The following is a 26,800-nucleotide window of genomic DNA, read 5'->3' on the forward strand; positions in this document are numbered from 1 at the left end:
TAATTAACTCAAATTCTAAAACAGGGGGTTGGTATGAAAGAAATTGCTCTTACCTCAGCGCTTATGATTTGCGCAATGGCTGATGAAAGCTTGCTTGAAGTATATAAAAATCAAAGCTTCTTACATCAAAATTTTACAAATCAAAAAAGCTCTTTTAGTGTAAATTTACCGGAAAATATCAACGCAAACGATGTTGATATCTCTGCTTCGTGCGAGCTAAGAAGCATTATCTTAAAAGAGCCCAAACTCATTAAAAATAAGATTTACGAGCAGTATGAGGCAGATGTTAAAAAGCTTTCTTTGCTTAATAATAAGCTTGTTGCGCTTGATGAGAAATTTAAATTTATCACTATTACAAATCCTATCAAGGTGTCAAATGTCGAGAATGTAAAATCAGATAGCGATAAATTTTATGATGCGGTTTTGCAAAATTTAAACGAACAAACATCTCTAAAAGAGGAGATTAAAGAGCTAAATAAGAAGATAAATGCTTATAATCTAAAAAAAATTAAAAAGGCCGATCTTGACTTTGAGTGTGACCCTAAGTTTGTTAAAATTTCATATCCTGTAAAGCTTAGCATTAATACACAAAACAAAGTTTTAGCGGATACTACAAAATCAAAAATTTATATAGAGCAAAATTTGGTGGTCAAAAATCCTTTAAGTATCGATATAAACAATCTAACCATCGTTCTTTATCCATTTTATTACTCTTCAAACTTGACTCCGCCTAGATTTAATCCTTGGTATGAGGGCAAGCCTGAACCCGAAAGAAGCTCTGCTAGGATGATGCAAGAATCCGTTGCCATGATGCCTTTGGATTCAAGTAGTAAGCGCGCATACAGTAGTGATATAGAGAGTCAAAATATACAAAACACTCTTGCCAATGTTTGGAAAATTTCAAGAGTAAATTTAAAGGCTGACGAGGAGAGTGTATTTAACTACGATAAGCAAAATCTAGACGCTAAATTTGAGATTATTATAGATGGATATAGCGGCTCAAATGCCTATATAAAAGCAAATTTTATTCCGTTGAAAAATATAGAATATGCTCTTACTGCATTTAAGATAGACGGCGTAAGTGTTGGCAAGGCTTCAAATTTTAAGGCTGAACCAAATAGCGAGAGTCATCTCTACTTTGGCAAGAATGATCTAATAAATGTGAAAAAAGAGAAAAATAAAGATTTTACTAAAGAGTCGTTTTTTGGAGCGAAGAGTAAAATTTTAGAGGTCTATAATTACGAGATTAAAAATAACTCAAATTCTGCATGGAACGTAACTTTGATAGATAGACTTCCTGTGTCTACACATGAAAGTGTAAGCGTATCAACCAAAAACAATCCAAAAGAGAGTGAGATATCAAAAAAAGGTGAGATAAGCTGGAAATTTTACCTAAATCCAAGTGAGAGTAAGAATATAGAATTTTCATATGAACTAACTAAGCCTAGCAAGTAATCAGTCGAAAATTGATAAAGAGGATAGGATTATAATTTTTAATTAAAGCAAATAAAGATAGAATTATCAGCGATATATTTTTATATTACCAGTCTATTTTAAGACCAAATTTATAAAGTGAAAAAGGTAGCCTATGCCAAAGAAGTTTATAGATATTATGGATACCACCTTTAGGGACGGATTTCAGTCCGTATTTGGTGCAAGAGTTCTTATGGATGACTTTTTGCCTGCGGTTAGCGCAGCGAAAGAAGCCGGTATCACACACTTTGAATTTGGCGGTGGAGCGCGCTTTCAGAGCCTTTATTTTTATCTGAACGAAGACGCTTTTACTATGATGGATAAATTTAGAGAAGTCGTAGGACCCGAGGCAAACCTGCAAACTCTAAGCAGAGGCGTTAATACCGTAACTCTTGATACTGGAAGCCGTGAGCTTGTCGATCTTCACGCTAAACTTTTTAAAAAGCACGGCACGACTACGATTAGAAATTTTGACGCACTGAATGATGTAGAAAATTTAAAATACTCAGGCGAGAGGATAGTTCATCACGGGCTTAAGCATGAAGTTGTAGTAACTATGATGGATCTGCCTCCAAGATGCGTGGGCGCTCATGATGTGGCGTTTTACGAGCGAATTTTAAGGGAAATTTTAGATGCAGGCATCCCTTATCATAGCGTTTGCTTTAAAGATGCAAGCGGTACAAGCAGCCCGCAAAAAGTCTATGAAACTATCAAAATGGCTCGCAAGCTACTTCCTGAAAAAACTCACATAAGACTTCACACTCACGAAACCGCAGGCGTTAGCGTGGCGTGCTATCTAGCCGCACTTGAAGCGGGAGCCGACGGCATTGACCTAGCGGCAAGTCCTGTAAGTGGCGGTACAAGTCAGCCTGATATACTTACTATGCTGCACGCTTTAAAAGGCAAGGAATTTGATCTTGGCGGACTTGATGTGGAAAGAGTGCTAAAATACGAAAGAGTGCTAAAAGAGTGCCTAAAAGACTACTTCATCCCACCTGAAGCGACGGAAGTAAGCCCACTGATACCGTTTTCTCCTATGCCGGGCGGCGCACTAACTGCAAATACTCAAATGATGAGAGATAATAATATCTTAGATAAATTTCCTGATGTGATAGACGCTATGCGCGAAGTCGTAGAAAAGGGCGGTTACGGCACATCAGTAACTCCTGTAAGTCAGTTTTATTTCCAACAAGCTTTTAATAACGTACTCTTTGGCAAATGGAAGAAAATCGCCGACGGATACGGCAAAATGGTGCTTGGATACTTCGGCAAAACTCCATCAAAGCCTGATAAAGAGGTTGTAAAACTTGCAAGCGAGCAGCTAGGGCTTAAGCCTACTAAAGAAAATGCCATAGATATAGCTGATCGCGACGAGACAAAGTCGGTAAAATTCACAAAAGAGCTTCTGGAAAAAGAGGGCATTAAAACAAGTGAAGAAAACATATTTATCGTAGCAGCCTGTAAGGAAAAGGGAATTGCATTCTTAAAAGGCGATGGCAAAGTAAATGTGCGCAAAATTTCGCAAACTGCCGGCGAGCAAATTTGTACTGCTAAAGAGAGCAGAGAGCCAATAAATGAAAAATATAACGTCGTAGTAAATGGCAAAAAATTTGAAGTTGAAATTTACGATAGCACAAGCGGAGCGGTTGAGGTTAAGAGTGTAAAATCTGCAAGTGATGCTATGCTTTTGCCGCCTGAAATTTCACCTACGGGAAGAAAGTCTACAAACGAAAACGGCAGCGGCGAAGCGGTGTTAAGCACGCTACCTGGAAATGTCTTTAAAATTTTAGTTAAAGTCGGTGAAAAGGTGACAAAGGGTCAAAAGATGTTTATCCTAGAGGCCATGAAAATGGAGATAGAGGTAGTAGCTCCAAAGGACGGCGTAGTAAATTCAATCGAAGTGGAGGTTGGGCAAACGATAAAGAACGGACAAATTTTGGCGAGGATTTAGGTGGTTTTGGCTGATATTTTGCTAGAAATTTGAGCTAAAATCAACGATAAAATTTAAAAAGGAAAAACAATGGTAAATGAGATTGAAAAACTAGGCTTGAGAGACGTTAAAAACGTCTATTATAACCTAAGCTACGACGAGCTTTTCGAGCACGAGAAGAAAAATAACGAAGGCAAGGTAAGTAGCAACGGAACATTTATGGTTGATACGGGAATTTTTACCGGAAGAAGCCCTAAAGATAAGTATTTCGTAAAGCAAGATCCAAGCGGCAAATACATCGCTTGGGGCAAGGTAAATAAGCCGATATCAAAAGAGCTTTTTGACAAGCTTTTAAAAAAGGCTAAAGAGCAGCTAAGCGGTAAAGAAATTTACGTGCAAGACGCGTTTTGTGGTTCAAGCGATAAGAGTAAAAAATCGGTTAGATTTGTAACCGAAGTTGCTTGGCAAGCGCATTTCGTAAAAAATATGTTCATAAGACCAAATGAGGTCGAACTGGCTAAATTTAAGCCTGATTTTGTAGTTTATAACGCTTGCAAATGCTCAAACGAAAACTACAAAGAAGACGGACTAAATTCAGAAGTTTTCGTTATCTTTAACGTGGAAGAAAACGTCGCGGTAATCGGTGGAACGTGGTATGGCGGAGAGATGAAAAAAGGAATTTTTTCGATGATGAACTACTGGCTTCCGCTTGAAGGCAAGCTAAGTATGCACTGCTCGGCAAATGTAGGCAAAGAAGGCGACACGGCGCTTTTCTTTGGTCTTAGCGGAACGGGCAAAACCACTCTTTCAACAGATCCACACCGCAAACTAATAGGCGATGACGAGCATGGTTGGGATGATGACGGCGTGTTTAACTTCGAAGGTGGTTGCTACGCAAAATGTATAAATCTTGATCCAGAGAGCGAGCCTGAAATTTACGGAGCTATCAAACGCAACGCTCTTCTTGAAAACGTGGTAGCAGACGCAAACGGAGTGGTTGATTATAAAGATGGAAGCAAGACCGAAAATACTCGCGTAAGTTATCCTATCGAGCATATTGAAAATCACGAGCCAAGCCTGAGTGCCGGCCATCCTGAAAATATAATCTTCCTAACGGCGGATGCCTTTGGAGTGCTTCCTCCTGTTTCAAAGCTTACAAAAGAGCAGGCGATGTATTATTTCCTAAGTGGATATACGGCTAAGGTTGCAGGAACTGAGCGCGGTATCACCGAGCCTGTGGCGACATTTTCAGCTTGCTTTGGCGAGCCATTTATGCCGCTTCATCCAACCATGTATGCTAAGCTTTTGGGCGAAAAGATCGATAAGCACAACGTAAACGTATATCTTGTAAATACTGGCTGGAGTGGCGGTGCTTACGGAGTTGGCAAAAGAATGAGCATAAAAGCAACTCGCGCTTGCATAAACGCCATACTTGACGGAAGCATCAGGGAGTGTGAGTTTGAGAATTTTGAGAAATTTAACCTTGCTATCCCAAAAGAGCTAGCAGGCGTGGAAACAAGACTTCTAAATCCGATAAATACGTGGGAAAATAAAGACGAATACATCGCGATGAGAGATAAGCTTGCCGCTATGTTTGAAGCAAATTTCAAGCGATATGAAGATGTGAAAGAGGGCGTTGAATACGCAAAAGCCGGCCCTAAAGCTTAAATTTGGGCTGATTGGAGTCTGGCTTGTTTTGCTTGCGGGTTGTGACAGTAGTTACGACCCCACAAGGCTTAAAGAGGCAAGCCAGCCTGAATTTTCTTACATAAGCGACAGCGACGCGCTTAGCTACTTAAACGACTACCGAAGAGGCTCAGGACTATTTGCACTTAAATTTAACGAAAACCTAAGCCTAGCTTCAAAAAATCACGCCGAATACAGCCTAGCTCACAATCATATGGGGCATGATGAAAGCTCAGGTCTTGCTAAATTTACGGGCGCTACTCCAGCCGAGAGAGCTAAAGCGGCAGGGTATAACTCCTCCCATGTACTTGAAAATATAGCTTATAAGGCCGATTTTGCTACATCTATAGACGGGCTTTTTTCGGCGATTTATCATAGGTTTGCATTTTTAAATTTAAGCGTAAATGAAGTAGGTTTTGATGCGGCAAGAGGCGATAAATTTAGTGCTTATGTTTTTTTGATGGGTAATTCTGAAGTCGATAAATTTTGTAAAAGAAGCGTGAGCGATAACGGCTCAGGTAAATTTTACACAAATGCCTGCACAAATAAGGATATAAAAGTTAAAGACAGTAGGCTTGAAGGGTTTTTAAAATCAACAAAACAGCATGTAAAATTTCCCGATAAAGTGCCTGTGATGCCTTATTTTAGTGGAGAAATTCCTGATCCTTTTCCTGAGTGCAAGATCACCGCAAACCCTGTTAGTATAGAGTTTAATGAGAGTTTAAAAGATATAAAATTTGTAAATTTTGAGATTTATAAAGGTGAAGAAAAGCTTAGAAATTTAAAAATTTTAGATCAAAAAAGCGATATAAACCGCAAATTTTCATCTCATCAGTTTGCGGCGTTTTCAAGAGAGGTATTTAGCTTTAACACCGATTACACCGCAGTTTTTAGCTATACACAGGAAAATGAACCTAAACAGATAAAGTGGAATTTTAAGACTAAAACGCTTAAATTTCCTTATTTTGACGCAAAAGATGGCGATGTTTTGAGTGTAAAACCAGACAATATATATGAAATTTTCTTTCGTCCAAAGGATTGTAACGACTTGCTTACAAGTTACTCTTACAACTCTTATGCTTTGTTAAAATCAGAAGTAAAACAAAGCGGTACAAACACCCTAAGTGTGAAGTTAAGCGGTATGGAGGGTGATATACTAACCATAAAAACAAGTGGTGGCGATGAGATTAAGGTAAGGCTTAGTGAAAGTTCGCCAAAAGCTCAGAAAGAGCGTAAAGAATATATCATAAAATCCGCTCTCATGGTGCTTGGCGTGATAATCGTGTTTATTATAATAGGTAGAACATTAAGGAGGTAGGCAGTGAAAAAGATGTGGTCGGGAAGGTTTAGCGAGGCTAGCTCAAGGCTTCTTGAGGAGTTTAACGCCTCTATCGGCTTTGATAAGAATTTGTATCGCGAAGATATCGCAGGCAGCAAGACTCACGCTAAGATGCTTGGAGCTTGCGGGATTTTAAAGCCTGATGAAGCAGAGGCCATCATAAAGGGGCTTGACGCGGTTTTAGCCGAGATAGGAGAGGGCAAATTTGAGTTTAAAATCGAAGATGAAGATATTCATATGAGCGTGGAAAAGCGCCTAAGCGATATCATCGGAAGCGAGCTTGGCGGTAGGCTTCATACGGCACGCAGTAGAAACGATCAGGTCGCGCTTGATTTTCGCCTTTATGTGCAGCGCAGTTCGCTTGAGATCATGAATGAAATTTACTCTCTCATCTCTACTCTAAACTCTCTTGCGAGCAGTCATCTTGATACACTAATGCCTGGCTTTACGCACCTTCAGCACGCTCAGCCGATCAGTCTTGCTTATCATCTGCTTGCGTATGCTTTTATGTTTAAGCGTGATCATGAGCGATTTTCAAGCTCATATGGGCGAAACAACTTCTGTCCGCTTGGATCAGCCGCACTTGCGGGCACGCCTCATCCTATAGATAGAGAGCTTGTGGCACGTGAGCTTAAATTTAGCGGTATTACGCAAAATGCGATGGATAGCGTTAGCGACCGAGACTTCGCGCTTGAAATTTTATTTAACATAAGCGTGCTGATGACGCATGCTTCAAGGCTTTGTGAGGAGCTGATACTTTGGAGTTCTCAAGAATTTGGCTTTGTTACGATTAGCGATACGTATTCGACCGGAAGCTCGATCATGCCTCAGAAGAAAAATCCCGATGTAGCCGAACTTATCCGCGGAAAGACAGGGCGCGTAAATGGAAATTTGATAGCGCTTCTAACTACCATGAAAGGGCTGCCGTTAGCTTATAACAAAGACATGCAAGAGGATAAGGAAGGTGTCTTTGATAGTGTTCACACCGCGTTTACTTCGGTGCATATCTTAAATGAGATGATGAAAGAGGCTAAATTTAATGAAAAAAATATGCTTGAGGCGACTAAAAAAGGGCATTTAAGCGCAACCGATCTGGCTGATTTTTTAGTGCGCGAAAAAAATGTACCGTTTAGAACCGCTCACTTTATCACAGGCAAGGCCGTAGCAAAGGCTGAAAATTTAGGCATTGATCTAAGCGAGCTTAATGCTAAGCAGCTAAAAGAAGTGGATGAAAATTTGGACGAAAATGCGGTTAAATTTTTAGATCTGCATGCTTCCAAAGAGGCTAGAACTTCGCTTGGCGGAACGTCAAATTTAAGCGTACAAAAGCAGATAAATTCGCTTAATGAGTGGCTTAAAGATTTAAGATAGAGTTAAAACAGATAGGGCGAGCATGATAGCACGGCTCGCCTTTAAAATATAATTAAAAAGTTGATTGCGGATCGGTAGCTGCATCAACCCAGCCGAGTTTTGCGCCTCCAAGCATATGAAAATGCAGGTGCATAACCTCTTGACCGCCGTTTTCGCCGTTGTTTGTAACTAGGCGATATCCGCTCTTATCAAGCCCCATAAGAGTTGCAACTTCTTGGATAAATTTAGTCATCTCGCCCATGAGCGTAGTGTCCATCTCTTGAAAATTTTTAAAGTGTTTTTTTGGAATTATTAAAATATGAATCGGCGCCTTTGGATTTATGTCGTTAAATGCCAGAAATTTCTCGCTTTCAAGAACCTTGTTGCAAGGGATTTCGCCTGCTACTATCTTTTCAAAAATTGTCATGATTATCTCCTGTTTAAAATTTTCAAATTATAACAAAATATAGTATAAAATTGAGCCTTGTTCCTGTAAGCAAAAATTAATATATATATACTTCTAAATAGATAAAAAATATTTTTAAAATAAAGGATTAATAATGGTTTGCATCCTTTCTATTGAGACTCAGTATTATCAAGCTATTGAAAGGCTTCTAGGGGGTAAGCAGGAAAGCTATACAGATGTAATCGTATTGCTTACTAAGCATCTTGTGGAATCTAAAATGCGCAAAATGCAAGATATATTAGGAACCGAAGATATATGGTCTGTATTGTCATCAGAAGGATTTTCTGTGCCTAACGATGAGATTGATAGCGCTAGACAGCTTGTAGATTTAGTTAGTAATTTTGAGGTGCCAGATAATCCGGCTTATACCTCTAGGGATGTAGATTTAGAGTTTCTTAAAAGCTCGCTAGATAAGCTTTTGATGATTTCTTCTTTTATTGAGCAACTTCAATAAAATATATTTTTTAGTTGCTATTAATGAATTATTGCTAGGAGTTGTTAAGATGATAGAAAATCAAGAATTAATTATTGTTATGCTTATTGTTGCTATTTTTGTTGGCTGGATTAATAATAAAACCAATGATAAGAAAGTGCATACAGAATATAATAATGTGCTTGCAAAAGCAATAAAAAAAGCTCATAGTAAAATTAACAATATAGATGAAGCTAGAAAATTTGTATATGAACAGCTTAATTTTATGTATTTTTTTTATGATAGTGATATTTTATGTAAAAGTTTTATAGATATGTCGGGCATTCCAAAATATGAGTTTTATAATGCAGATTTATTTAGTTGCGATACTGAAGCTAGCGATGTAATTTATGATCTTTTTGAGGAAGGATTAGCTCCGTCAATAGACGGCAAGATTGCTATGCAGATTATTACGCTTAGTGTTATGTTGAAATACAACATAGGAAATTCAGAAAAAATAAAAGAGTGTATTCTCTCAAATTATGGGAGGATATAATGTTTGGTGATAAATATACATTTTCTGAACTTAGAGAGGAAATATCTCAGCAGTCAAGAGAAAGAACATATTAAAGTTTTAATATCAAATATTGTTTATAAAATTACAAACCAGAACAAAGCAAAAATATTTATATATGAGCAACTAAATTTTATATATCAGTTCTATGAATTTGATAGTATGTGCAAAGAGTTTATTGATAGAATAGGTATTTCAGTCGATGAATTTTGTCATATCGATTCAAAAGAATACGAATCAGAAACTAATAGTATATTAAGCTGTAAAGGAAATTTTTATAACTTTCTGGATGTCATGTTTATTGTTATAATATCTATTATGAAAAAATATAATATCGGAAATCCTGAACGTGCGAATATATTTTATAGAAAAAGCACAACGAGATTTTTGGAGCCTATAACTATACAAATAAATAAGCATCCTGCTGAAACTTATTTTTATGGAGAAGATTTTATAGATATAAATTGGTGTCCGTTACCAGGATATTCTAAAATCAATACTGCAATGAAGCAAAGTTTTTTGAATGAAAATGATTTTTATATATCCAAATACGGATTAACTAATATTTCGGCAATGAATAATCTTGATAATATGGTTAATCTTGTTACCGGTCGTGTGAGTGAGGCGGGTTGTTGTAGAAATGAAACAATGACAGCTAAAGAATTGGTGGTTTTAAGCAAAATATCTGAATATTTTTTGAATCTTGGTTTTGAGGATAAAATGAAAATTTTAACAGAGTGCATTGGATTTACTAAAATGCCTTTTGCTATCAAAAATAATAAAAGCGGTGTAAATATTCATTTTTTTATCTATCACTTTATGACAGAACCATCGTTATTTGAATTTTTTATAACAGATGATGAACATGGAAGTGTTGCTAAAATATGTAAATTTCATCATGGCAAGCGATATGATATGCTAATTCCTGTCAATAAAACATTAGATAATGTTTTATTTGCAAGCATGAATTATATACTTCAACATGTTTACACTGATATTCAAAATTTAAATTTTAATACAGATAATAATTTAATAATAAAAGAGATGCAAAGATTAAAAGGATTTAAATTTCGTTCTATAGACGAGATTCCTGTTTTTAATAAAAGAATTTAATCTATAAATTTTTATAATTAATTTTAATAATCGGATTGGTATTAAATACTTTATAGATTTGTCGCATTGTCTCTTTTATCAACACTTCAAAAACTTTTAGCTAAAATAGTTCAAAATTTTAATACAAGGTAAGAAATTGCAAGAGTATAAAGAAAATATAAGTAAATGCAAGAATTTAGCCGATCTCGACAAAATTCGCGTAGATTTGCTTGGTAAAAAAGGCATCATAACCTCTGAATTTGCCAAACTTAAAAATATGGGCGAAGATGAGAAGAAGGCTTTCGCTGCAAATTTAAATAAGATGCGTGATGAATTTGAGACGCTTTTAGCCGCTAAAAAAACTGAGCTTGAAAGCGGTGAGATAAAAGCTAAGATGAAAGCAAGCGCCATAGACGTAACACTCTTTAACGAGCCAAGCAGCACCGGCGCTCTTCATCCGGTTATGGCTACGATGGACCGCATTATAGAGTATTTTATGATGCAAAATTTCTCGCTTGAAACAGGACCTCTAATCGAGGATGATTTTCATAACTTTGAGGCGCTAAATTTGCCTAAATATCACCCTGCGCGCGACATGCAAGATACGTTTTATTTTAAAGATTTTAAACTGCTTCGCACGCACACAAGTCCGGTGCAGGTTCGAACCATGATGAGCACAAAGCCTCCTATTCGCATGATAGCGCCCGGTGCTGTGTTTCGCCGCGATATGGACTTAACGCATACTCCGATGTTTCATCAGGTTGAAGGACTTGTCGTCGAGGATGAAGGCGTAGTTAGCTTTGCAAATTTAAAAAGCATGCTTGAAAATTTCTTAAGGTATATGTTTGGTGATGTTCAGGTACGCTTTCGCCCAAGCTTTTTCCCGTTTACGGAGCCATCGGCTGAAGTTGATATAAGCTGTATCTTCTGCAAAGGCGAAGGGTGTAGAGTGTGCAAGCAGACGGGCTGGCTTGAAGTGCTTGGATGCGGCGTGGTTGATTCAAATGTATTTAAGGCGGTTGGCTACAAAAATGTAAGCGGATATGCCTTTGGTCTTGGTGTGGAGCGCTTTGCGATGCTGCTTCATCAAATTCCTGATTTGCGCTCGCTTTTTGAGGGAGATTTAAGATTATTGGAGCAGTTTAAATGATGATTTCAAGAAATTGGCTAAATGAGTGGGTGGATATAGCAAATGTGGATAGCGAGAGGATTTTAAAGACTTTAAATTCCATCGGTCTTGAAGTTGATAGCTTTAATTCGGTAAGAATCCCTAAAAATATTGTTGTTGGATATGTAAAGAGTAGAGATAAGCATCCTGATGCGGATAAATTAAGCGTATGCCAGGTAGATGTCGGAAGCGAAACATTACAGATAGTTTGTGGAGCTAAAAACGTAGAAGCCGGACAGTTTGTTCCGGTAGCTCTAATTGGTGCCGTTATGCCAAGTGGACTTGAAATAAAAAAGACCAAACTTCGAGGAGTTGAGTCAAGTGGTATGATCTGCTCTTCTACAGAGCTAGGCTTAGTTAAAGTAAATGATGGAATTTTGCCTCTTGATGAGAGTATCGGAGAGCTAAAGCTTGGACGAGAACTTTGTGAATACTCTTTACTAAATGATGATATTATAGAGATTGATCTTACACCAAATAGAGGCGACTGCCTAAGCGTATATGGTATCGCAAGAGATCTTTCTGCCGCTCTTGATTTGCCATTAAGAGATGTAAGCAAGTATGAAGAGGCTGAAAATTTACTAGGAATTGGTAGAATTTTGACTCTTCGTACAGAAGAGAATATACAAAGTAATCTTCAATATAGGGCTTTTGAACTAAAAGAGAAATTTAGCGAAAATTTGCTTATGAAGATGCGTTTGGCAATCATTGAGTGTAGCAAGCAAAACTGCGTAGAAAGATTACTAGAATACGTTACTTACTCTACAGGAGTCATATTTAACGCATATGATTATGACAAGCTTAAAAAAGATGATGGCAGAGTTGTTTTTGATATAGATAAGGACGCACACTCTGCAAGCAAGATTATGGTAGGCGGCGAAAATTTAGGAGTGGCTGGAATTTATCAAAGCGATGCGGCTAAAATAGATGATAATAGTAAAATTATCGTTATAGAGGCAAGCTACACAAATCCTGAAATAATCGCTACTACGATATACGAAGATAAAAAAATGCCGCGCTTCGATTATGTTTATAGAAGCTTAAGAGGGAGCGAGCCTAACATAAATTTTGGAGCAGATTATCTCTTTAAAATGCTTGCAGGATCAAAGAGCGCTTTGATATATGCAGGCTCTCAACAGAGTATTTTGCAAAAAGAGCCACGAGTGGTTAGCTTTACTATGAGCGAAATGAATAGGATGATAGGGCAAGAAGTTTTGAAAAATGATGTCGTAAAAATCCTTAAAAAGCTTGGATTTGAAGTAAATTTCAATGTGGAAAAAGATAGTGCGAATGTCAAAGTTCCTCATTTTCGCCACGATATCATAAACGCTCAAGATGTATGCGAAGAGATCGTTAGAATCATAGGGATTGATAATATTGCTTCAAAACCGTTGAAATTTAGCGAACAAAATCGTATAAATGATACCTTTGTAGATTATAAAAATGCGTTAAATTTAAGACGCAAAGCGGCCAGTAGCGGCTTTTTTGAGTCTGTTCATTATGTATTTGATGATTTGAATGAGCTAAACGAGCTTGGCTTTAAACCTTGCAAAGTAGAGATCGCAAATCCTATAAGCAATGAGCTTAACACTCTTCGTCCGACTCTTGTAAATCATCTTTTGAAATCTGCAGAAAGAAATATTAAAAATTCAAAAAAATCGGTCAAAATTTTTGAATTCGGAAGTGTTTTTGATGAGAATGGAAGCCAAAGCGAGAGATTTGGGTTTGTAGCTAGTGGACTTGTGAGGGAGCCAAGTTTACTAAATTCAGCCAAGCCTTCTGAAATAGGCTTTTTAAGCTTTGCTTCTGCAGTTAGGAATGCGATCGGAGAATTTGAATTAAAGCCTAGTAAAGATATAAATTATCTAAGCGAATTTGAGCAGGCTGAAATTTATCGAAATGGTGTTAAAGTAGGCTATATAGGTAGAGTTAATGTGGTGGTTGAGAATAGATTTGATCTACCTAAAACCTATCTTTGCGAAGTTGATTTTGGTAAGCTTAAATTTAGTAGCGTTGCCGTAAAGACCTACTCTAAATTCCCGGCAATAAGCAGAGATTTGAGCCTGATTGTACCTGATGATATGAAATTTGAAGTCATAAAAGAGTGTATTAATGCTCTTAAAATAAGATGTTTGAAGGAATTTTTACCTGTTGATATATATAGAGATAAAAATTTAGGTTCAAATTCTAGTTTGACTGTGAAATTTGTTTTCCAAGATATAGAAAAAACGCTTGAAGATGAAGAGATAGCACTGATAATGGATAAAATTTTAGACAGTTTGAAGAAAAATTTAAATATCGGAGTAAGATGAAAATTTTTGCTTTAAAAGATAGGATTGAAGCTAAATTAGAGGTTATAGCGGCGGATAAATCGATATCTCATAGATGTGCTATATTTTCGCTACTAAGTGACAAGCCATCCATAATAAGAAACTATCTAAAGGCTGAAGATGCATTAAATACTTTAAATATAATTAAGCTTTTAGGTGCCAAAGTATCAGAAGAAAATGGAGTTATGACCATAATTCCACCTCAAAAACTGCAGGAGCCACACTCCGTGCTTGAGTGTGGAAATTCTGGAACCGCAATGAGGCTTCTTATGGGGTTTTTGGCCGCGACTGACGGATTTTTTGTGCTAAGTGGAGATCAATATCTAAATCGCCGTCCGATGGCAAGAGTAGGAAAGCCGTTAATAAGTGTCGGAGCTAAAATAGATGGTGTGAATAATGGAGATATGGCTCCTCTTTGTATCCGAGGAGGCAAACTTGAGTATTTTAAATTTGAGAGTAAAATCGCTTCCGCTCAAGTTAAATCCGCACTTATTTTAGCAGGACTTAAATCAAATGGATGCGTTATAAGCGAGCCTGAACTAAGCCGTGATCATACAGAAAGAATGCTAAAGGGTATGGGAGCAGAGCTTGTAAGAAATAATCTTGAAGTTAAAGTATCTCCTATGCAATCGCCTCTTAAACCGCTTGAAATTTTTGTGCCAAACGATCCTAGCTCAGCTTTCTTTTTCGCTGTTGCCGCAGCAATAATTCCAAATTCGCATTTAATTTTAAAAAATATTCTTTTAAATAAAACTCGTATAGAAGCCTATAAAATTTTAGAAAAAATGGGCGCTGATATTAAATTTAAAGAGACTTCAAGCGAATATGAAAGTATCGGAGATATAGAGATTAAATATTCTCAACTTAGAGCCGTGGAGGTAGATGAAAATATCTCTTGGCTTATTGATGAGATTCCTGCTTTAGCAATAGCTTTTGCAAATGCCAAAGGAAAGAGCGTAATAAGAAATGCAAAAGAGCTTCGTGTAAAAGAGAGCGATAGGATATCTGTTGTCGTAGAGGGTCTTAGAAAATGCGGTCTTGAAGTAAGTGAATTTGACGATGGGTTTAGCGTGACAGGAGGAGAGCTAAATAGCGCTATAATAGATAGTCACGGTGACCATAGGATAGCTATGAGCTTTGCGATTTTAGGATTAAAATGCGGCATGGTAATAGAAAAGAGCGAATTTATCTCTACTTCTTTCCCGAATTTTAGCAATATTTTAAGAGAGCTTGGAGCTAGCGTTGAAGATTGAGCTTGCAAGTAGTTATGGATTTTGTTTTGGAGTAAAGCGTGCGATAAAAATCGCTGAAAATGCAAAAGATGCTGCTACTATCGGACCTCTTATTCATAATAATGAAGAGATTAATAGATTAAAGATAAACTTTAATGTAAAAACCCTAGAAGGAATAAGCGAGATAACCGAGGAAAAAAAGGCAATTATACGTACTCACGGTATTACCAAAAACGATCTGTCTAAACTAAAAAATAGTGATATTAAAATTATTGACGCGACATGTCCGTTTGTGACCAAGCCACAGCAAATTTGCGAAAAAATGAGCAAAGAGGGGTATGATATAGTTATCTTTGGCGATGAAAATCACCCTGAGGTAAAAGGGGTAAAGTCTTATGCAGAGGGCAAGGTTTATGTGGTACTAGACGAGAGTGAGCTAGATAATATAAAGCTTTCTCAAAAGGTTGCCGTAGTTAGCCAGACTACGCGTAAGGTAGAGAAATTTATGCAGATAGTAAACTACTTAATGCTTAAAACAAAAGAGGTTAGAGTCTTTAACACTATTTGCAATGCGACCTTGGAAAACCAAGAGGCTGTTAAAGAGCTTGCCGAAAGAGCCGATGTGATGATAATAATAGGCGGAAAAAATTCATCCAATACAAAGCAGCTATATCTGATATCTAAAAATTTTTGCAACGATAGCTATCTGATAGAAAATGAGAGTGAGCTCAATGAGGAGTGGTTTAGGAATAAAAATCACTGCGGAGTAAGTGCTGGAGCTAGCACGCCTGATTGGATCATACAAAACGTTATAAAAAAGATAGAAGAATTTAAAAACTAGCAGATATATTATGCTTAATTGAATAATTTTAAATTTATAAAAATTGAGTTTAAAATTACTCAAGGATATCTATTTTAGTCCCCAATTCTCGTAAGTTAATCTACAAATAAGTTATTTTTAAGTATAATCTGGCTAATTGTAACTAAAAATAGTGCAAGCAAAATATACTCAAAAGGATCACGATGGCTGCGGTGAACAAAAATGTTCAAATCAATAAAGCAAAGGATGAACTTATAGAAGAAGAAGACTTTGCAGCGATGTTGGAGGAGTCTTTTAAAAAGACTGAAGAAGATAGCGACGGTACCATTGTCGATATCAAAGGTGATGAGGTTTTCGTCAATGTAGGTAAAAAATCGGAAGGAATTTTAAATATATCCGAGATTAGTGATGAAAACGGAAATTTAAAATTTAATATCAATGATACTATCAAGGTTGTTATAACCGGATCTCGTGGCGGAAGACCGATAGTTTCTCATAAAAAAGCCTTAAGAAAAGAGAAGGTTAAGGCCTATATCGAATCTTACAATGAAGATAATCAAGATGTGTTTGATGTTAAAATAATAGGTAAAAATAAAGGTGGTTTCGTAGCTCAAAATAATGACGGAATCGAGTTTTTCTTACCAAAATCTCAAAGTGGATTTAAAGATGCGAATTCCGTAATGGGAAAAACTTATAAAGTTAAAGTTATCAAGGTTGATAAAGAGGAACAAAGTATAGTTGTTTCCAGAAAAAGACTGCTAGATGAAGATCGCAAGAAGAAAAAAGAGGCTATTTCGTCAATAATCGCGAATGAAAACGCTATCGAAGGCACCGTAAAGAAGATCACAACTTATGGAATGTTTGTAGATGTTGGCGGAGTAGACGGGCTTGTTCACTATAGTGAAATTAGTTACAAAGGCCCTGTAAATCCTGGATCTATTTATAAAGAAGGCGATAAGGTTTTAGTTAAGGTTATTAAATACGATAATGAGAAAAAACACCTTTCACTATCTATAAAAGCTGCTATGCCGGATCCTTGGGATGAGATTAAAGATAGTTTGGAAGTTGGCGATACCATAAAAGTAATAGTCAGCAATATTGAGCCTTATGGCGCTTTTGTAGATCTTGGAAATGACATAGAAGGATTTTTGCACATATCTGAAATTTCTTGGGATAAAAATATAAAAAATCCTAAAGATCATATAAGCGAAGGCGAAGAGCTTGATGTAGAGGTAATAGAGATAGACGCTAACGATCGTCGTTTAAGAGTTAGCCTTAAAAATCTACTTCCAAAACCGTTTGACGAGTTTAACTCTAAATTTAAAGAAGGCGACGTGGTAAAAGGAGCTGTTACTACAGTTACTAATTTTGGTGCCTTTGTTAAAATTGGTGGAGTAGAGGGATTGTTGCACAACGAAGACGCTTCTTGGGATAGAAACGATAAGTGCAAAGATATGTTTAAAATAGGCGATGAAGTTGAAGTCAAGATTATAAAGATAGATAATAACGAACAAAAGATATCTCTAAGTCTAAAAGATTTAAAACAAAGCCCTGTTCAAGCCTATGCTAAAAAGTTCAATGTGGGTGATATAGTAACCGGTAAAATTCGCGATATTAAAGAGTTTGGTATATTTGTAGAGCTTGGTGACAACGTTGATGCCTTAATCCGTAAAGAGGATATGGGGAGTGTAAAAGCCGAGGATCTGAATATTAATGATAATATCGAAGCCGCAATAGCTTTTATAGACGAGAAAAAGAATAGAATTCGCCTAAGTATAAGACGCTTGGCTAAACAAAAAGAACGTGAAGTTCTAAATGAAATAAATAGTAATGACAAGGTTACATTGGGCGATATTATAAAAGAGCAGCTGTCTTAATTTAGAAATTAAATGAAACGACATCTGCTTGCTTCTGTGATCGTTTGCTTACTGGCGTTTGTATGTCTCTGTGGGTTTTTTCTATGGAGATATGCAAACGCAAATTTAGCTCAAGGAATACCACAAAAGCAAGATATTATAAAAGAAGTTGAGTCAAATGGAAGCAAAAATGAAGTTTCCTGGGTTAATAAACTTGCAAATTTGACTCCTAAAGAGTATATTTTAGCTGCAAATGAGATATTTATAGAGTTTAAAAATAGCGAAAAAGATAATTTTGAAAAAAGAGTCTATCAATTAATAATAGATAAAAATGATATATATTCTATGTTTTGTCTAAGTCAAACTCTTAAAAATATCTCTGTCGATTTTAGTGTAATAAAAGAAAATTCTAAAAATCTAATATATATCAATACGCAAGATGTCAGTATATTAAATCGTGTTATAGATGATCTTAAAACGTATGATATACACTCGCAAATTATGGAGGTTAAGCTGTGAAAACGATAATTGTATGTGATGCGATTCATCAGGTTGGTTTTGAAATTTTAAACCGTGAAGAAAATATAAAGGTAGTTGACGCTACTTCTGTACCAAAAGATAAGCTTTTGGAGATTATAGGCGAAGCGGATGTAGCGATAACCAGGAGCTCTACAGAAGTAGACGAGAGGTTTTTAAATGCGGCTAAAAATTTAAAAGCTCTTGTTAGAGCAGGCGTTGGTGTGGACAACGTAGATATAGATGGATGCTCCAAGCGAGGAATTATCGCTATGAACGTTCCTACGGCAAATACGATTGCAGCGGTTGAACTAACTATGGCTCATATGTTGGCGGCTGCTAGAAGTTTTCCTTATGCTCATAATGCCCTAAAAATCGATAGAATATGGAAGCGCGAAAAATGGTACGGAGTTGAACTGTTTAACAAAACTTTAGGTGTTATAGGTTTTGGCAACATAGGCTCAAGGGTTGCTACTAGAGCTGCTGCCTTTGGTATGCAAATAATAGCCTATGATCCATATATAGATCCATCTAAGGTAACTGATATGGGCGGAACTTATACTAGGGATTTTGATGATATTTTGGCTTGCGATTTTATCACCATCCATACTCCTAAGACAAAAGAGACTACCAATATAATAGGTGAAAATGAAATTTTAAAGATGAAAGATGGCGTAAGACTCATAAACTGCGCACGTGGCGGGCTTTATAACGAAGAGGCTCTTGAAAAAGCCTTAAAAAGTGGCAAGATAGCCTTTGCGGGTATTGATGTATTTTCCAAAGAGCCTGCGACAGATCACCCTCTGCTTGATCTTGATAATATTAGCGTTACTCCTCATCTTGGTGCAAATACTCTTGAGTCTCAAAGCAATATCGCTATCGCAGCAGCGGAACAGGCTATCAGTGCAGCTCGTGGCATAAGCTATCCGAATGCTTTAAATTTGCCTATCAAGACAGAGGATCTACCTCCTTTTTTAGAGCCTTATATAGAGCTAATTTCCAAGATGTCTTTTTTAGCGGCACAAATGACTCACGCGCCTGTAAAGGCTATTAAGGTTGAGGCGGAAGGATATATAGGAAACTACATAAAATCTATGCTTACATTCGCTCTTGTAGGCGTTTTAAAAGAGAGTTTAGGGGATGGTATTAACTATGTAAATGCTAAATTTCTAGCCGATGAAAAAGGAATTTTAACAGATGCTATTTGTGTGCCAGAGAGTGGATATAAAAACAGAGTGACAGTAAAAGTTACTACAGATAGCGGTATAACATCAGTGAGCGGAACTGTGTTTGATGAATCGGATCAACGCATAGTGGGTATCAACGGATTTAAAACCGACTTTAAGCCAAAAGGCAAGATGATAATATTTAAAAACTCCGATGTGCCTGGAGTAATTGCAAAAATTAGTGCTATTTTGGCAGATGAAAAAATCAATATTGCAGACTTTAGATTGGGTCGAGATCAGCATGGATTTGCGCTTGCGGTTGTTCTTGTTGATGAAAAAATATCAAAAGAAACTCTTGGTAAATTAAATAGCCTTGATGTTTGTGTTTGGGCGAAATATGCTGTATTATAGATATTTTAAGCCTCTTCTTTAGGAGGCTTAAAATATTTACGGAGTGGTGAATTTATATGAATTATTTTCAAATTTTGATTTTTTGTTTGACTTTGTTTTTTATTATAGGATGTGAGAGTGAGGCACAAAGACGAAGCACTCAGAGTTTCGAGAGAATTTTAACCGAAAAGAAAAAATTTCAAAAGATAAAAGAAGATAATCCAAGTGTAAGCGAACAGCTTATGAGAGAGATATATTCTCAATCAGATGGAAGTGAAAAGAAAAAAGGGACTTTTAAATTCGGTGAAAAATAAGCCTTTTAGCTACACAATTTTTTAAAATAATAAATCTATAATTGTAATTTTGATATAATCGGCGATTATTTAATAAGGAGAATTTATGGCAACATACTCAATGGGAGATTTAAAAAAAGGCTTAAAGATCGAATTAGACGGCGTTCCTTACAAGGTAGTTGAATATCAACACGTAAAACCGGGCAAAGGAGCGGCTTTTGTAAGAGCTAAGATTAAGTCGTTTATAGACGGTAAAGTACTTGAAAAGACATTTCACGCGGGCGATAAAGCCGATCAGCCAAATTTGGAAGAAAAGCAGATGCAGTATCTTTACGATGACGGTGAGTATTGCCAGTTTATGGATACGGCGACTTACGAGCAAGTAGCGATCAGTGACGATGATGTGGGTGAAGTTAAAAAATGGATGATAGACGGTATGATGGTTGATATACTTTTCCACAACGGCAAGGCTATCGGTGTCGAGGTGCCTCAAGTGGTTGAACTAAAGATAGTAGAAACTCCGCCAAATTTCAAGGGCGACACGCAAGGCGGTAAAAAGCCTGCTACGCTTGAAAGCGGTGCTGTTGTGCAAATACCTTTTCACGTGCTTGAAGGCGAAGTTATCCGCGTAGATACCGTTAGAGGCGAGTATATCGAGAGAGCTAATAAATAAGTTTTGAAAGCAACTTGAGTCTTAAAATTTAAGTTCAAGCTTTGCAAATTTAGTTGATAAAGCCAAAGCCGAATTTAGCTTTGGCTCTTTAGAATTTAAGCGGATTTTAGGCTTTGTACCAAAGCTTCGATCTCTTCGTTATTTGGTAGAGCATTTACGGTAGTGCCTATCAGATCTTTTTTGGAAAATACAACTTTTCCATCAACTTCAACTATGAAGTTTCCGCCACTTCCGACGACCTTGCTAACCCTAGCACCTTTGATTTCTGAAAGTATTTTTTCTTCTACACGAGAAGCTGTCGGTTTGTAATTTCAAGAATTACAATAAGTAATCTTTACTTCCATTTATGTCCTTTCTTGTCAAGAAGTTTTGAATTCTAACACAAATTCAGTTAATCTAACGTATAATCAAGAAACAACTTTAAAGGAGCAGATATGAAAAAAGTAGCTGTAATGCTTGCAAACGGCTTTGAAGAGATTGAAGCGATAACCATTATCGATGTATTAAAAAGAGCGGGAGCTGAGGCGAAATTTGTAGGGCTTGATGCGGATATTCTTACAGGAGCTCATGGCGTAAAAGTTCATGCCGACACTACGCTTGAAAAAATTTGCGAAAGCGAGTTTGACATGATAGTGCTTCCAGGAGGCTTGCCGGGAGCGGAACACCTAGCAAACAGCGCTAAACTTCAAGCGCTTTTAAAAGAATTTGATAGCAAAGGCAAATTTATAGGCGCCATTTGCGCAGCTCCTATGGCTTTAGCAAAGGCCGGCGTGATAAAAGAGAGCTACACTTGCTATCCAAGCTTTGAAGCTCACGTTAAAGATAGCGGATATATAAGCTCTCAAAATGTCGTAAAAGACGGCAACATCATTACTTCTCGAGGTCCTGCTACGGCTATGGAATTTGCGCTTGAGCTGGTTAAAAATCTCTGCGGAGAGAAAATTTACAAAGAGGTAAAAGAGGGTCTTTTATTTACTGTGTAAAATTGAGTTAAATTTGCTTACAAATGCCAAATTTACTAGCTATTTTTTGTAAATTCAGGTATCATCAAGCAACCGATTTTATCGGAAATTTGATTTTAAGGAAACGTTACTGTGAATATTTACGTCGGTAACTTGTCATATCGCATGACTGAGGCAGAGCTTAAGGATACTTTTTCGCCATTTGGTGAAGTAAAACGTGCAAGAATCGTTAAAGATCGAGACACAAATCGCTCAAAAGGGTTTGGATTTGTTGAAATGGATGATGCCGAAGCAGTCAAGGCGATAGAAGCGTTAAATGACAAAGAGGTAGGCGGAAGGGCTTTAAGAGTAAATGAAGCTCGCCCAAAAGAGTAAAATTTAGCCGCTCGCTTGGGCGGCTTTTTAAAATTTATGCGATTTAAATTTCTGTTTTTAAACTCTCTAGTTTTTAAATTTTTTAAGCCTTTATTGCCAAATTTTAGGTTTGGTTTGAAGCTGTTTTTATGAACCAGCAGATCATCTCTCGTATAGCTCCTACTCCAAGTGGATTTCTTCACGCCGGAAATGTATATAATTTTCTTTTAACTTATCTTTTTACACGTGCTTTTGATGGAATTTTGCACCTTCGTATTGATGATTACGATCTTGTGAGATACAAAAGCCAATATACCGAAAACATCTTTCGCGTGCTTGATATGCTTGGTATTGATTTTGACGGCGGAGCTAGTTCGGTGGCTGAATTTGAGGCAAATTTTAGCTCCAAATTTAGAGCTTCAAACTACGAAGCCGCGCTTAAGAGACTTGAAAATTTAGGAGTTTGCTATACTTGCGAGTGCTCTCATTCGATGAAAAATTCCTTTATAAACGGCATCTATAAACAAATTTGCCTAAACAAAAATCTAAAATTTATTCCGGGTAAAACCTGCGTCAGACTTCACGTAAATAGCGATGAGATGATAGAAGTTGGTTGTGACGGCACAAAATTTGGGCTTGCAAATCTAAACCAAAGCAAAAGTATAAATTTGGCTAAAGACATGGGTGATTTTATGATATATAAAAAAGACGGCACCGCCGCTTATAACCTTGCAAGTCTCATTGATGACGAGCAGCTTGGAGTAAATTTGCTCGTGCGCGGAGAGGATCTGCTTGAGTGTTCGGCAGCTCAAAAATATACGGCAAATTTGCTTGGATTAAATTTCAAAAACTCAAATTTCATCCATCACAGCCTGCTTAAAAGCGGAGATAAAAAGCTATCAAAAACTTCAAATGCGCCTGCCGTAAATTTAAAAGACGGTGCAAAAATTCACTATAAATTTCTAGCTAAAAAACTCGGTTTAAACGAAGCAAAATGCGACACTTTATCAAATTTACTTGAAGCCTTTAAAGAAAATATAAGCCATATAAAAGCGCTCTAAAAGCTACTATTTTGTAAAATCAAGCCTAATAAAGGAATGATTATGAGCGATTTTACACATTTACATCTGCACACCGAATACTCCTTGCTTGACGGAGCCAACAAGATAAAAGAGCTTGCCAAAACGCTTAAAAAACAAGGCGTAAGCTCAGTAGCAATAACAGATCATGGAAATATGTTTGGCGCAATTGATTTTTACAAGACGATGAAGGGCGAGGGCATAAAGCCTATAATCGGCATAGAAGCTTATATACACAACAGCGAAGATGTCGGAGATAAGAGCTCTAAGCAACGCTTTCACCTGTGTCTTTTTGCTAAAAACGAGATTGGTTATAAAAATTTGATGTATCTAAGCTCGATGAGCTATATAGAGGGCTTTTACTACTATCCGCGTATCAATAAAAAACTATTAAGAGAGCATAGCGAGGGCGTGATATGTAGCTCCGCATGCCTTCAAGGCGAAGTGAATTGGCATCTAAACGAAAGCGAACGAAATTTGCGCTACGGAGCGGGCGGATATGAAAAAGCGCTTGAAGTGGCGCGCGAGTATAAGGAAATTTTCGGTGAGGATTTTTATCTTGAGATCATGCGCCACGGTATCGGTGATCAGCGCAGGATTGATGATCAAATTTTGCGTATAGCAAAAGAGCTTGACATCAAGATAATCGCTACTAACGACACGCACTATACGTTTCAGCAAAGAGCCGACGCGCACGAAGTTTTTATGTGTATCGCGATGAACAAACTGCTTGATGATCCAAACCGCTTGCGCCATAGCGTGCATGAGTTTTACGTTAAGACTCCGGCTCAGATGAGCGAGCTTTTTGCCGATATCCCTGAAGCTATAGCAAACACGCAAGAGATTGCAGAAAAATGCAATCTTGAGATAAAGCTTGGCGACGCGACACCGCCAAATTTTAAATTTACCCTTGAATGCGCAGCCGAGCGAGGACTAAGTCTGCCGGAGCCTGATAATCGCTACAGCTTTGCAAACGACTCGGTGTTTTTTGAATATGAGTGCAGAAACGGTCTTGCCGAGCGGCTTAAATTTGTGCCTGAAGAAAAGCACGAAGAGTATAAAAAGCGCCTTGAAGTTGAGATAGATATCATAAATAAGATGAATTTTCCGGGCTACATGATGATCGTTTGGGATTTTATAAGGGAGGCTAAGAAGCGTGGCGTGCCGGTGGGTCCGGGACGTGGTTCGGCTGCCGGAAGCTTGGTGGCGTATAGTCTTAGGATAACTGATATCGATCCCATACCTTACAACCTGCTTTTTGAGAGGTTTTTAAATCCAGAGCGCGTAAGCATGCCCGATATTGACGTGGATTTTTGTCAGGATAGAAGAGGCGAAATAATTGATTATGTGATCGAAAAATACGGTAAATTTAACGTAGCTCAGGTTATAACGTTTGGTAAATTGCTTGCAAAAGGCGTTATCCGCGATGTGGCAAGGGTTTGTAATATGCCTTATGCCGAGGCTGACGCTATGGCTAAGCTCATACCTGATGAGCTTAATATAACTCTTGAAAAAGCCTTTGAAAAAGAGCCAAAGATAAAAGAGCTCATCGATAAAAATGCAAATGCGGCTAGAATTTGGAAATTTGCACTTGATTTAGAGGGCCTAAACCGCAACGCAGGCATGCACGCGGCAGGAGTGGTTATCTCAAACGAAGAACTTTGGAACAAAGCCCCGCTGTTTCGACAGCCAAATAGTGCTGAAGATCACTACGTAACGCAATATAGTCTAAAATATCTTGAGGACGTCGATCTTATCAAATTTGACTTCCTTGGACTTAAAACCCTAACGGTTATTAATAATGCGATAAAACTTATCAAAAATCGCTTTGGTAAGGATATTATCTGGGAGACGATTGATATAAACGATAAAAAAACTTATGAGATTATTCAAAGCGGACAAGCGATAGGACTCTTTCAAGTGGAGGGTGAAGGTATGCGCAAGCTTGGCTTTAGCCTAAAGCCTGACTGTTTTGATGATATTATCGCGATGGTTGCACTTTATCGTCCTGGGCCTATGGATCTTATTCCTGATTTTGTTGCAAGGAAGCATAAAGAAGCCGAGATAACATATATTTTCCCGGAACTTGAGCCTATTTTAGCTCCTACTTACGGCGTTATCGTATATCAGGAGCAGGTTATGCAGATAGTTCAAACCATAGGCGGATTTAGTCTTGGAGGTGCGGACTTGGTGCGCCGTGCAATGGGTAAAAAGATAAAAGAGGAGATGGATAGGCTTAAAGGGCAGTTCGTAGAAGGTGCGATTACAAAGGGACTAAACGGAACAAAGGCTGACGAGCTCTTTGAGATGATTTTGAAATTTGCTTCTTACGGATTTAACAAATCGCATGCCGCAGCTTATGCGATGATAATCTTTCAAACTGCATATCTAAAGACCTATTATCCTGCCGAATTTATGGCGGCGTTGCTAACAAGCGAGGAGGATAACGCGGATAAAATCGCAAAATACATCGACGAAACAAAGCGTATGAACATATCCATACTTCCGCCTTGTATAAATCGCTCTATGCAAGAATTTAGCGTTGTTAGCGAAAATGGAAGCGACGCTATTATTTACGGTCTTGGAGCGATTAAAGGCGTTGGCGGTGCAGCGATAGAAAATATCATTGAGGAGCGTAAAAATGGAGAATTTAAAGAGCTTGACGATTTTGTTTCGCGTATAGACAGCTTTAGAGTAAATAGAAGAGTTGTTGAAAGCCTCATAAAATCAGGCGCTTTTGATACTTTTGGCTTTACTAGAAAGATGATGTTTAATAACCTTGATAATATAATGGAAGCTTGCAAAAGCGCTGCACAGATTAAGAAAAATAGCGCAGAAAGCCTCTTTGGCGAAGATGAGAGCATGAATAACGTGAAGGTAAATTTGCTGGCGGACGATACGGAATTTGAGCTAAAAGAGAGGCTTTTATACGAAAGAGATAGCGTGGGAATTTATCTTTCGGGTCATCCTTTGCAGGACTTTAAGGCGCAAATTGACGAGATAAGCTACACTTTAAGCTCGGAATTTGAAAGCATGGGCGAGAGTGCGGAGCTGCTTGTAGTGGGAAAGATCGAAGATATCAGCACGAGGATAGCTAAAAATAGCGGCAAGAAAATCGGCACCTTAAACGTGCTTGATTTTCACGGAAATATCGAAATAACGCTATTTGATCGCGAACTTGCCGAGCTTGAAAAGCTTGGAAATGCAGTTTATGAGACTCCTTACGCCTTTAAGATAAATTTTTCTCGAGACGGACAGTTTAACCGCATAAGGCTTATAGAGATGGTTAGTCTTGAGGATGCTAAAGATATGAATTTCAAGGCGCGAACCTTTAAGAAGCGAAATTTTAACGGCAACGGAAGTTATCAAAACGTCTCAAATGGCGGCTCAAGCTATGGTGAAAAGCCTAGAAATTTAACTCCGCTTGAGCTAAATTTGGACATGGTAAGCCTTAGCAAGGATATGATAACTAATATCTACCGCCTAGCTCAGCAAGATCATCGCAATGGGATTGAAAAGAACAATAAAAGCCTAATCATAAAGATAGCCAACCCCGAGCAAAATCAAATTTTAGTTTATAGCACGGAATTTGTAGTAAGCGATAATTTTGAAGAAAAGGTAAATAACTTAGCAGGATAA

General features: G+C 37.5%; 23 protein-coding genes. 21 read left to right on the forward strand and 2 right to left on the reverse strand.

Annotation, left to right across the window (positions count from 1 at the left end):
- Nucleotides 1–33: 33 nt before the first annotated feature.
- The 5 genes from CDOM16189_RS02745 to argH all read left to right on the forward strand — a co-directional run bounded on the left by CDOM16189_RS02745 (nucleotide 34) and on the right by argH (nucleotide 7,799).
- Nucleotides 34–1,455 (forward strand): DUF4139 domain-containing protein, encoded by a 1,422-nt coding sequence (locus CDOM16189_RS02745; protein WP_169974281.1) that lies wholly within the window; start codon nucleotides 34–36, stop codon nucleotides 1,453–1,455.
- A gap of 133 nt (nucleotides 1,456–1,588) precedes the next feature.
- Nucleotides 1,589–3,424 (forward strand): biotin/lipoyl-containing protein, encoded by a 1,836-nt coding sequence (locus CDOM16189_RS02750; RefSeq protein ID WP_169974279.1) that lies wholly within the window; start codon nucleotides 1,589–1,591, stop codon nucleotides 3,422–3,424.
- Nucleotides 3,425–3,493: 69 nt separating this feature from the next.
- Nucleotides 3,494–5,071: a phosphoenolpyruvate carboxykinase (ATP) gene (pckA, locus tag CDOM16189_RS02755; RefSeq protein ID WP_169974277.1), complete on the forward strand. Its 1,578-nt coding sequence runs from the start codon at nucleotides 3,494–3,496 to the stop codon at nucleotides 5,069–5,071.
- Nucleotides 5,040–6,407 (forward strand): CAP domain-containing protein, encoded by a 1,368-nt coding sequence (locus CDOM16189_RS02760; protein ID WP_169974275.1) that lies wholly within the window; start codon nucleotides 5,040–5,042, stop codon nucleotides 6,405–6,407. Before pckA ends, CDOM16189_RS02760 begins: the two co-directional genes overlap by 32 nt.
- A gap of 12 nt (nucleotides 6,408–6,419) precedes the next feature.
- A complete protein-coding gene (gene argH / locus CDOM16189_RS02765; RefSeq protein ID WP_169974491.1) occupies nucleotides 6,420–7,799 on the forward strand; it encodes an argininosuccinate lyase in 1,380 nt (459 codons plus the stop codon).
- Between the two features lie 52 nt (nucleotides 7,800–7,851).
- Here argH and CDOM16189_RS02770 read toward each other — a convergent pair whose 3' ends face one another.
- On the reverse strand, nucleotides 7,852–8,205 hold the full coding sequence (locus CDOM16189_RS02770) for a histidine triad nucleotide-binding protein (protein WP_169974273.1): 354 nt from the start codon (nucleotides 8,203–8,205) through the stop codon (nucleotides 7,852–7,854).
- Between the two features lie 133 nt (nucleotides 8,206–8,338).
- Between CDOM16189_RS02770 and CDOM16189_RS02775 the strand changes: the two genes are divergently transcribed.
- From CDOM16189_RS02775 to efp, 12 genes are all read left to right on the forward strand, one after another.
- Nucleotides 8,339–8,698, forward strand: a complete 360-nt coding sequence (locus CDOM16189_RS02775) for a hypothetical protein (protein WP_169974271.1) — start codon at nucleotides 8,339–8,341, stop codon at nucleotides 8,696–8,698.
- 49 nt (nucleotides 8,699–8,747) lie between these two features.
- Nucleotides 8,748–9,212, forward strand: coding sequence for a hypothetical protein (locus CDOM16189_RS02780; RefSeq protein ID WP_169974269.1), 465 nt, complete (start codon nucleotides 8,748–8,750; stop codon nucleotides 9,210–9,212).
- 6 nt (nucleotides 9,213–9,218) lie between these two features.
- Entirely contained in the window at nucleotides 9,219–10,343 is a 1,125-nt protein-coding gene (locus CDOM16189_RS02785) for a hypothetical protein (RefSeq protein WP_169974267.1), read from the forward strand.
- 136 nt (nucleotides 10,344–10,479) lie between these two features.
- Entirely contained in the window at nucleotides 10,480–11,472 is a 993-nt protein-coding gene (pheS, locus tag CDOM16189_RS02790) for a phenylalanine--tRNA ligase subunit alpha (protein WP_169974265.1), read from the forward strand.
- Nucleotides 11,469–13,802 (forward strand): phenylalanine--tRNA ligase subunit beta, encoded by a 2,334-nt coding sequence (pheT, locus tag CDOM16189_RS02795; RefSeq protein WP_169974263.1) that lies wholly within the window; start codon nucleotides 11,469–11,471, stop codon nucleotides 13,800–13,802. Before pheS ends, pheT begins: the two co-directional genes overlap by 4 nt.
- Nucleotides 13,799–15,073, forward strand: coding sequence for a 3-phosphoshikimate 1-carboxyvinyltransferase (aroA, locus tag CDOM16189_RS02800; protein ID WP_169974261.1), 1,275 nt, complete (start codon nucleotides 13,799–13,801; stop codon nucleotides 15,071–15,073). The genes pheT and aroA overlap by 4 nt, the downstream gene beginning before the upstream one ends.
- Nucleotides 15,063–15,893, forward strand: a complete 831-nt coding sequence (locus CDOM16189_RS02805; protein WP_169974258.1) for a 4-hydroxy-3-methylbut-2-enyl diphosphate reductase — start codon at nucleotides 15,063–15,065, stop codon at nucleotides 15,891–15,893. The genes aroA and CDOM16189_RS02805 overlap by 11 nt, the downstream gene beginning before the upstream one ends.
- Nucleotides 15,894–16,075: 182 nt before the next feature.
- On the forward strand, nucleotides 16,076–17,749 hold the full coding sequence (locus CDOM16189_RS02810; protein WP_169974237.1) for a 30S ribosomal protein S1: 1,674 nt from the start codon (nucleotides 16,076–16,078) through the stop codon (nucleotides 17,747–17,749).
- A 12-nt stretch (nucleotides 17,750–17,761) separates the two neighbouring features.
- Complete coding sequence (locus tag CDOM16189_RS02815; RefSeq protein ID WP_169974235.1) at nucleotides 17,762–18,247, forward strand: hypothetical protein; 486 nt, start codon at nucleotides 17,762–17,764, stop codon at nucleotides 18,245–18,247.
- On the forward strand, nucleotides 18,244–19,821 hold the full coding sequence (gene serA, locus CDOM16189_RS02820) for a phosphoglycerate dehydrogenase (protein ID WP_169974233.1): 1,578 nt from the start codon (nucleotides 18,244–18,246) through the stop codon (nucleotides 19,819–19,821). The genes CDOM16189_RS02815 and serA overlap by 4 nt, the downstream gene beginning before the upstream one ends.
- Nucleotides 19,822–19,877: 56 nt before the next feature.
- Nucleotides 19,878–20,114: a hypothetical protein gene (locus tag CDOM16189_RS02825; protein WP_169974231.1), complete on the forward strand. Its 237-nt coding sequence runs from the start codon at nucleotides 19,878–19,880 to the stop codon at nucleotides 20,112–20,114.
- Between the two features lie 85 nt (nucleotides 20,115–20,199).
- Nucleotides 20,200–20,766: an elongation factor P gene (gene efp, locus CDOM16189_RS02830; RefSeq protein WP_169974229.1), complete on the forward strand. Its 567-nt coding sequence runs from the start codon at nucleotides 20,200–20,202 to the stop codon at nucleotides 20,764–20,766.
- Between the two features lie 95 nt (nucleotides 20,767–20,861).
- Here the strand turns inward: efp and CDOM16189_RS09955 are convergent, their stop codons facing one another.
- A complete protein-coding gene (locus CDOM16189_RS09955) occupies nucleotides 20,862–21,110 on the reverse strand; it encodes a SelT/SelW/SelH family (seleno)protein (protein WP_260952424.1) in 249 nt (82 codons plus the stop codon).
- 90 nt (nucleotides 21,111–21,200) lie between these two features.
- Here CDOM16189_RS09955 and CDOM16189_RS02840 point away from each other — a divergent pair, with 90 nt between their 5' ends.
- The 4 genes from CDOM16189_RS02840 to dnaE all read left to right on the forward strand — a co-directional run bounded on the left by CDOM16189_RS02840 (nucleotide 21,201) and on the right by dnaE (nucleotide 26,800).
- Complete coding sequence (locus tag CDOM16189_RS02840) at nucleotides 21,201–21,749, forward strand: DJ-1 family glyoxalase III (RefSeq protein WP_169974227.1); 549 nt, start codon at nucleotides 21,201–21,203, stop codon at nucleotides 21,747–21,749.
- 111 nt (nucleotides 21,750–21,860) lie between these two features.
- On the forward strand, nucleotides 21,861–22,103 hold the full coding sequence (gene rbp, locus CDOM16189_RS02845; RefSeq protein ID WP_169974225.1) for an RNA-binding regulator: 243 nt from the start codon (nucleotides 21,861–21,863) through the stop codon (nucleotides 22,101–22,103).
- A 128-nt stretch (nucleotides 22,104–22,231) separates the two neighbouring features.
- Nucleotides 22,232–23,143, forward strand: a complete 912-nt coding sequence (locus CDOM16189_RS02850; RefSeq protein ID WP_170000714.1) for a glutamate--tRNA ligase family protein — start codon at nucleotides 22,232–22,234, stop codon at nucleotides 23,141–23,143.
- Between the two features lie 42 nt (nucleotides 23,144–23,185).
- Nucleotides 23,186–26,800 carry a DNA polymerase III subunit alpha gene (gene dnaE, locus CDOM16189_RS02855; protein ID WP_170000715.1) on the forward strand — a complete coding sequence of 1,205 codons (3,615 nt, stop codon included), beginning with the start codon at nucleotides 23,186–23,188 and terminating at the stop codon, nucleotides 26,798–26,800.

Source organism: Campylobacter sp. RM16189, assembly GCF_012978815.1.
Classification (GTDB): Bacteria; Campylobacterota; Campylobacteria; order Campylobacterales; family Campylobacteraceae; genus Campylobacter_A.